Annotated in this window: 6 protein-coding genes; 4 read left to right on the plus strand and 2 right to left on the minus strand. The window is 59.8% G+C overall.

All coding sequences use genetic code 11. The features are described from left to right. Positions 1-160: 160 nt before the first annotated feature. Entirely contained in the window at positions 161-1,120 is a 960-nt protein-coding gene (locus C5P05_RS11220) for a levansucrase (RefSeq protein ID WP_114969933.1), read from the minus strand. 40 nt (positions 1,121-1,160) lie between these two features. After that, positions 1,161-2,204, minus strand: coding sequence for a LacI family DNA-binding transcriptional regulator (locus C5P05_RS11225; protein WP_114969934.1), 1,044 nt, complete (start codon positions 2,202-2,204; stop codon positions 1,161-1,163). A 279-nt stretch (positions 2,205-2,483) separates the two neighbouring features. Here C5P05_RS11225 and C5P05_RS11230 point away from each other — a divergent pair, with 279 nt between their 5' ends. The 4 genes from C5P05_RS11230 to C5P05_RS11245 are packed head-to-tail and all read left to right on the plus strand — an operon-like array spanning position 2,484 to position 6,837. Then, a complete protein-coding gene (locus C5P05_RS11230) occupies positions 2,484-3,758 on the plus strand; it encodes an ABC transporter substrate-binding protein (protein WP_114969935.1) in 1,275 nt (424 codons plus the stop codon). Between the two features lie 31 nt (positions 3,759-3,789). Beyond that, entirely contained in the window at positions 3,790-4,884 is a 1,095-nt protein-coding gene (locus C5P05_RS11235; RefSeq protein ID WP_114969938.1) for a carbohydrate ABC transporter permease, read from the plus strand. Between the two features lies 1 nt (position 4,885). Continuing rightward, on the plus strand, positions 4,886-5,761 hold the full coding sequence (locus C5P05_RS11240; RefSeq protein ID WP_114969936.1) for a carbohydrate ABC transporter permease: 876 nt from the start codon (positions 4,886-4,888) through the stop codon (positions 5,759-5,761). A 47-nt stretch (positions 5,762-5,808) separates the two neighbouring features. Then, positions 5,809-6,837, plus strand: coding sequence for an ABC transporter ATP-binding protein (locus C5P05_RS11245; RefSeq protein ID WP_114969937.1), 1,029 nt, complete (start codon positions 5,809-5,811; stop codon positions 6,835-6,837). The last annotated feature ends 166 nt before the right edge of the window (positions 6,838-7,003 follow it).

A 7,003-nucleotide genomic window follows, 5' to 3' on the forward strand; every position in this document is an offset into this window, starting at 1 on the left:
TTCGCATCCGCTTGAACTACGCCTTCTGATCGATCGAATCCCCCGAACTTAACCACTCGGGGGATTGCGCTTCTCTTTTTCCAAGATGGGGATTTACAGGTGCTCGCAAGAGCACCTTTTTTTCGTCCCTGCATACGGCAGGTGCCAGCCGGAAGCCGTCTCAGACGGGGACGAACAGCCCTTGTGAATCAAGACTCAAGGGAATCGGGTCCATGATTTCCCCGATGAACTGCCCATTTTCATCGTCATGCAGAAATGCCATCAAGGCCAGGCCCTTGCCCGTATCGACGATCTTGCCCGCGTAGCGTTGGGCTGGCAAACGCCCTGTCAGGAAAGGGCCGGGCGCCACGCGCCAGGGGCCGAGGTGATGCTCTGCCACCAAATAATGCACGCCGGTTACCGGGGTGCCGGGGTAGCTGGCGGCATAGCCTTGTGACCAGTGGTTTGCTGCGTTGCAGAACACGCAGTACCACAGCGCACCCACCTGAAACACCTGCGGAACTTCCAGCTGACCAAAGTCACCCTGGAAGACCGCTGCCTCCTGCGTCCAATGCACCAGGTCGCTGGAGCGCGCGAGACCGATGGCACCGCCGGCGTTGAGCTCGGCCACACCGGCGACGCGCGCCGTGAAGTACATCAGCCATCCGTCGCCCTCCGGGTCGCGCATGACCCAGGGGTCACGCATGGCCCGGTCATGCCAGTGGCCGGGGGTGTATTCCTCGTAATGGTTCACATCAATGTCCAGTGCCAAGCCACTGCCCACGCGCGCCCAATGGTGCATGTCGGTACTGGTGGCGTGGCCGATGCGCTGCTTCAGTCCGTCTTCCGCGCGGCAGGTGCCGGTATAGAACAGGTGCCAGAGTTTGGCCTCGTCCTGAACCACCGACCCGGTCCAGGTGGTGCAGTCATCCCAGGCGGGGCTGGCTTGTGGTCGCAGGCTGGTACCCAGCAATTCCCAGTTAACCAGGTCGCGGCTGGTGGCGTGGCCCTGGCTGACGTTCCAGTGGCGCAGCTCAGGATTGCCCAGTGACTTGTCCGCCTGCAAAAAGTAGATGTGCCACAGGTCATCCGACTGCGTCAGCCAGAAGTCCCAAATCCATTGGTCGCGAAGACTCAGCATGTGAACGTATTCCTTGAAAAAAGTGGAGGGATGGCGCTGGCTACAAGGCCGGTGTCGAGTCGCGTTCCACGACCTCACCCGCGATGCGCTGAGGCCCGGTCTGGGGCGGCGCTTCGCCCTGAATGAGGGTCAACAAGGTTTCAACCGCGGCACGGCCCATCGCGAAGTAGGGCAGCGTGACCGTGCTGAGCCGCGGGCGCAGAAGCTGGCAAATCATGGGGTCGTTGTCGAAGCCCATCAGCGCCAATTCTTCGGGCATGTGAATGCCCAGCTGCTCCAGAATGCGCGCGGCATGGGCGGCCATGATGTCGTTGCCCAGGCACAGGGCGGTGGGGCGGTTTGCCGCCCCCATGAGTTCCCGCAGGATGCCAGGCAAAGGGGCAAACGGATCTTGCTTGTCCGCGTCGTCGAGAACACCAATGCGCACGGGACAATCTTGCGCATTGAGCCCGTTGCGCGCGCAGGCTGCGATGAAAGCCGCTTTGCGAAGCCGGCCCGCTACGGCGCCCTCGTTCAGGCCAATATAGGCAATGCGCCTGTGCCCGCGTTGCGCCAGATGGTCCACGGCCAGGGCCTGGCCCAGGGTGTCATCGGGCACCACGGCGGGGGTTCGAATCTGATCAAAACAGTTGACCAGCACCAGGGGTGTCTTGCCATGTGGGGGTAGCCAGACCTGCTGATGGAATGGCGCGGCATAAATGACGCCCTCGACCCGGTGCGAAATAAAGGTTTGCATCAGCTCGGCGGCCGTATCCGGGTTACCGGCCATGTCGCCAATCAGCAAAGTCTTGCCGGCGCCGCTGCACACCTCCTGGGCGCCGCGCAGGATGTGGATGTCGGACAGACCTTCGGTGATGAACGGGCTGTTGCTGGCTGAAATCAGGCCAGTGATCAAGCCAATCAGCCCAGATTTGGAGGAGCGCATCATGCGGGCGCCACGATGCGGCTCGTAGCCGAGCATCTCGATCGCCGCGCTTACTTTTGTGCGCGTTTCGGGGCGGATCGACGCCTCGTTGTTGACCACGCGGGAGACGGTTTTGATGGACACGCCTGCGAGCTTGGCCACGTCAAAGATGGTCGCCATAAGTGTTTTTTCTGAGTTTTTGGAATAGAAATGACAACGTTATTCTAATGACATTTCTTCGAGGCCGTAGTTTTAAAAAGCAAGAGATCTAATGATGAAGTGACGTCGATAAGTTCATAAGTCATTGAATATAAACAAATTTTTGAAAAAATTTTTCTCAATAAGAAAGCCATAGGGTTTCTACTGGGTTGACTATTTCAGCCAAAATTTTAACAATTCGTCCAGTCATGACAACATTGTCATTTACGCAAAACCCATGCGGAACAACAGGAGATTTTTATGAGCGTCCAACTTTCGGCTTTGTGCCGTCGCCTTGCCGTGGCAGGCCTTGTCACCCTCAGCGCCAGCGCGGCGTTTGCCCAAACGAGCCTGAACATGTGGTACCACGGGGCCGGCAACAAGGCTGAAAAAGACATTCTTGTCGGCATCATCAAGGACTTCAATGCCAGCCAGAAAAACTGGAAGGTTCAACTGGAGGAGTTTCCGCAAGAGTCCTACAACACGTCCGTGGTGGCCGCGGCCACGGCCGGCAAGTTGCCCGACATCATGGACATCGACGGTCCCATCATGCCGAACTGGGCCTGGTCCAAGTACCTGCAGCCGCTGAACCTGCCGGCTGGCGCAACCGATAAATTCTTGCCCGGCACGATTGGCCGCTACAACGGCCGGGTGTACTCGGTCGGTCTGTGGGATGCCGCCTGCGCCATCTTCGCCCGCAAATCCGTTTTGCAGGAACATGGCATTCGCATCCCGACGCTCGGCAAGCCCTGGACCAAGAGCGAGTTCGACGGTGCCCTGGTTACCCTGCAAAAGAGTGGCAAATTCCAGTACCCCATCGACCTCGGCATGGCCTGGAAAGGGGAGTGGTATTCCTACGCCTTTGGCCCGTTCCTGCAGAGCCACGGCGGCGACCTGCTCAATACCGCCGCGCCCACGGCCACGGCCAATGGCGCGCTCAACAGCAAGGCCGGGATGGCGTTTGGCGACTGGTGGCAAAGTGTCTTCACCCGCAAGATGACGCCAGGCACCTCGCAAGACGGTGCTGACCGTGAGACCGGCTTCATCGACGGCAAATACGCCCTGCAATGGAATGGCAACTGGGCGGCACTGCCGGCGCTGAAGAAGTACGGTAGCGACATGGTGTTTCTGCCGGCGCCTGATTTCGGCAAAGGCGGCAAGATTGGCGGCGCTTCGTGGCAATTTGGCGTCTCCGCGACGTCCAAAAACGCCAAGGGCGCCAATGCGTTCATTGCGTTCTCGCTGCAGGACAAATATCTGGCCGCGTTCTCCGACGCCATTGGCCTGATTCCGTCTACCGCAGCGGCGGCAGCCATGACCAAAAACTACGCCAAAGGCGGTCCCATGGAGGTCTTCTTCAGCCTGGCCGCCAAGCAAGCCACGCTGCGCGCCATCACCCCGGCCTATCCGGTGGCAACGCGTGAGTTCGAGAAGGCCCTCGCGGACATTGCCAACGGTGCCAAGGTGGCAGACGCGCTGGACACCGCCGCCGATGCCATCGACAGCGACCTGAAGAAAAACAACAACTACCGCTGAGATGGTGGGTGAGCGAGAAAGCAAAACCAGTATGAACAAAAAACCAGATCTGGCGCCCGGCGCGGCCGGTGCGAAACGCGCGGGATGGATGATGGTCTCCCCGGCCATGGTCTTGATGGCCTTGTTCCTGATTGCGCCGTTCTTGCTGGCGTTTGTCGTCTCGTTCACCAACCAGCGCCTGGTCTCGCCCAACCCGACCGAGTTTGTCGGTCTGGAGAACTACCGGCAGATGCTGGGCGTTGGCGTCCTGACCCTGGCGCCGCAGCGCGATGACCAAAACGCTATCGTCCGGCAAGCCGATGGTCAGCCGCAGTACCCCAACGTGCGGCAATTCACGCGAGACCATCCAGACTACCCGCAACTCAACCGCATGCGCGAGTGGTTCCAGTTGCCCTGGCCTGGCGAGACCCGCGTCCTGGTGCTGGCGAAGGACGTGATTTTCATGAAGGCCCTCGTCAACACCGTGCTGTTTGCGCTGGTGGTGGCGCCGGTGCAGGCCATGCTGGCCTTGCTGCTGGCCATGCTGATCAACCAGCCCTTGCGCGGCATCAACGTCTTTCGCACGATCTATTTCATGCCGGTGGTGATCTCCATGGTGGTGGTCGCTTTTCTTTGGCGCTTCATTTACAGCGGCAACTCGGGCCTGTTGAACTCATTGCTAGCGCAGTTGAGTTTCGGCTACTTTAAGCCGGTGGACTGGCTCGGCCAACCCAGCACCGCCCTGGGCGCCATCATGGCCATGTCGATCTGGCAGGGCGTGGGCTTTCACATGGTGATCTGGTTGTCCGGCCTGCAGACGATCTCGGTGTCCTTGTACGAAGCGGCGGCGCTGGAGGGCGCGTCGCACTGGCAGCGCTTTCGCTACGTGACCTGGCCCGGTCTGCGCAACACCGCAGTATTGATCATGGTGGTGATCACCATGCAGGCCTTCACCCTGTACCCGCAAATCGACGTGATGACGCGCGGCGGCCCGCTCGACTCAACCCAGTCGCTGGTCTTTCAGGCGGTGGAACGGGGCTATGGCAAACAGGATATTGCCGGCGGGTCCGCCATCAGTGTTTTCCTGTTCCTTTTCGTTCTGGCGGTGTCCCTGGGACAGCGTTACCTGACCCGAGAGAAAGACTGACATGCATCATTCCATCTGGCCCCACATCGCCCGGCGCCTGCTCAACTACCTGGTGTTGAGCTGGATCGCGCTGGTCTTTATTTTCCCGATTGTTTTCATGGTCGTGTCGTCCTTGAAACCCGATCTGCAACTGCTGCAGGACGCGCGTTCGCTGCGGGCCTTTCTGCCCGTGGGCGACATCTCGCTGGACAACTACCGCATGGCGTTCCAGCGCGCGCCCATCACGCACTTCATTTTCAACTCGGTGCTGGTCACGGCCGTCACCCTGGTGCTGTCGCTGGCGGTGTGCTCGATGGCGGCCTTTGCTTTTGTGTTCCTGGAGTTTCCCGGGCGCAACGTGATGCTGGCCGTGGTCATCGCGACCTTCATCGTCCCCTTCGAGGCGATTGCGATCCCTTTGCTGCTGGTGGTCAACAACCTGCCCTGGATCGGGACCGAGGGCTTGCAAATTGGCTGGCTCAATTCCTACCATGTCCAGATCGTTCCGTTCATCGCGGACGCGCTCACCATCTTTTTGTTTGTCCAGTATTTTCGGGACCTGCCCAAGGAGCTGGTCGAAGCCGCCCGGGTCGACGGTGCCCGCTATTTCCAGATCTACCGGCGCGTGATCTTGCCACTGTCGGGGCCGGTTTTTGCGACCGCCGCCATTCTTAAATTCCTGGCCATGTACAACCAATACCTGTGGCCAGTCATGGTCGCGCAAAAGGAAGAATACCGCCCGGTCATGGTCGGCCTGCAGTACTTCTTTCAGCTCAATATTGCCTGGGGCGAAATGATGGCCTACCTCACCATCATCACCGTACCGGTGCTGCTCTTTTACTTGAGCCTGCAGCGCGCCTTCATTGCCTCCATCGCATCGACCGGCATCAAGGGTTGACCCCCTTTCCTGATGGCCTTCCCCCAAATTTATCGAGAACCTGTGACATGCATGACGTTGTCTTGACCCGAATTCATAAGTCCTATACCCACGACGTGGTGATCATTCCCGGCATCGACCTGTACATCCCGGCCGGCTCGTTCACGGTGCTGATCGGTCCGTCCGGCTGCGGCAAATCGACCCTTTTGCGCATGGTGGCCGGCCTGGAGTCGGTGACCGACGGGCAAATCAAAATCGGGGGGCGCGACGTGACCCACCTGGAGCCGGCGGACCGCGGCATTGCCATGGTGTTCCAGTCCTACGCGCTGTATCCGCACATGACGGTGGCCGAAAACATTGGCTTCGGCCTGACCATCGCCAAACGGCCCAAGGCGGAAATTGAGCTGGAGGTGCGCAAGGCGGCGGCGATCCTGCAGCTGGAGCACTTGCTGGACCGCAAACCCAAGGCCTTGTCGGGCGGACAACGCCAACGTGTGGCCATCGGCCGCGCGATTGTTCGCCATCCGTCCGTCTTCTTGTTTGATGAGCCGCTGTCCAACCTGGACGCCTCCCTGCGGGGTCAGATGCGTGTCGAACTCGCGGAACTGCATCGCCAGATTGGCGCGACCATGATTTATGTGACGCACGACCAGGTCGAGGCCATGACCATGGCCGACCAGATCGTGGTGCTCAACAAAGGCCGGGTCGAACAGGCGGGTCCGCCCTTGCAGCTCTACCGCACGCCGCAGACGCCGTTTGTCGCGGGTTTCCTGGGCGCACCGAATATGAACCTGATGGAAGGCGTGCTCGCGCGTGACATGGATTGCGACACCTATGGCATTCGTCCGGAACACCTGGACATCAGCATCGACCAGGGGCGCTGGCCCGCCACAGTGAAACACATCGAGCATCTGGGGGCCGACACGGTGATCTACGCGCAAGTGGGCGATGTCGCGACCATGACGGTGCGCGCCGGCGGCGATTTGACGCTCGACATCGGGCAGCAAGTCTTCCTGACACCGCGCAGGGGCATGGAGCATCGCTTCAGGGACGGGCAGCGAATAGAGAGCCGCGAACAGGAGGCAACGACACGTTAAACAGTCACGGATATGGACGCCTTATGAGCGTCGCTCTTGCCCACAAGAGCCGCATTGGCAGCGTTTAGATCTGCCGTTTTTAACTTTCATCACTGGCCATTTTCATGAATCACACTGTCAATATTTCCGTTCGTACGGCGGTCGCTACGGCTGTCCTGTCCCTGAG

Source organism: Rhodoferax ferrireducens, assembly GCF_003347515.1.
Lineage (GTDB): Bacteria > Pseudomonadota > Gammaproteobacteria > Burkholderiales > Burkholderiaceae_C > Rhodoferax.

What these genes read in the sequence shown, in the direction of transcription:
- C5P05_RS11220 (WP_114969933.1), bottom strand. Translation starts at nt 1,120, where the DNA reads ATGCTGAGTCTTCGCGACCAATGGATTTGGGACTTCTGGCTGACGCAG.
- C5P05_RS11225 (WP_114969934.1), bottom strand. Translation starts at nt 2,204, where the DNA reads ATGGCGACCATCTTTGACGTGGCCAAGCTCGCAGGCGTGTCCATCAAA.
- C5P05_RS11230 (WP_114969935.1), top strand. Translation starts at nt 2,484, where the DNA reads ATGAGCGTCCAACTTTCGGCTTTGTGCCGTCGCCTTGCCGTGGCAGGC.
- C5P05_RS11235 (WP_114969938.1), top strand. Translation starts at nt 3,790, where the DNA reads ATGAACAAAAAACCAGATCTGGCGCCCGGCGCGGCCGGTGCGAAACGC.
- C5P05_RS11240 (WP_114969936.1), top strand. Translation starts at nt 4,886, where the DNA reads ATGCATCATTCCATCTGGCCCCACATCGCCCGGCGCCTGCTCAACTAC.
- C5P05_RS11245 (WP_114969937.1), top strand. Translation starts at nt 5,809, where the DNA reads ATGCATGACGTTGTCTTGACCCGAATTCATAAGTCCTATACCCACGAC.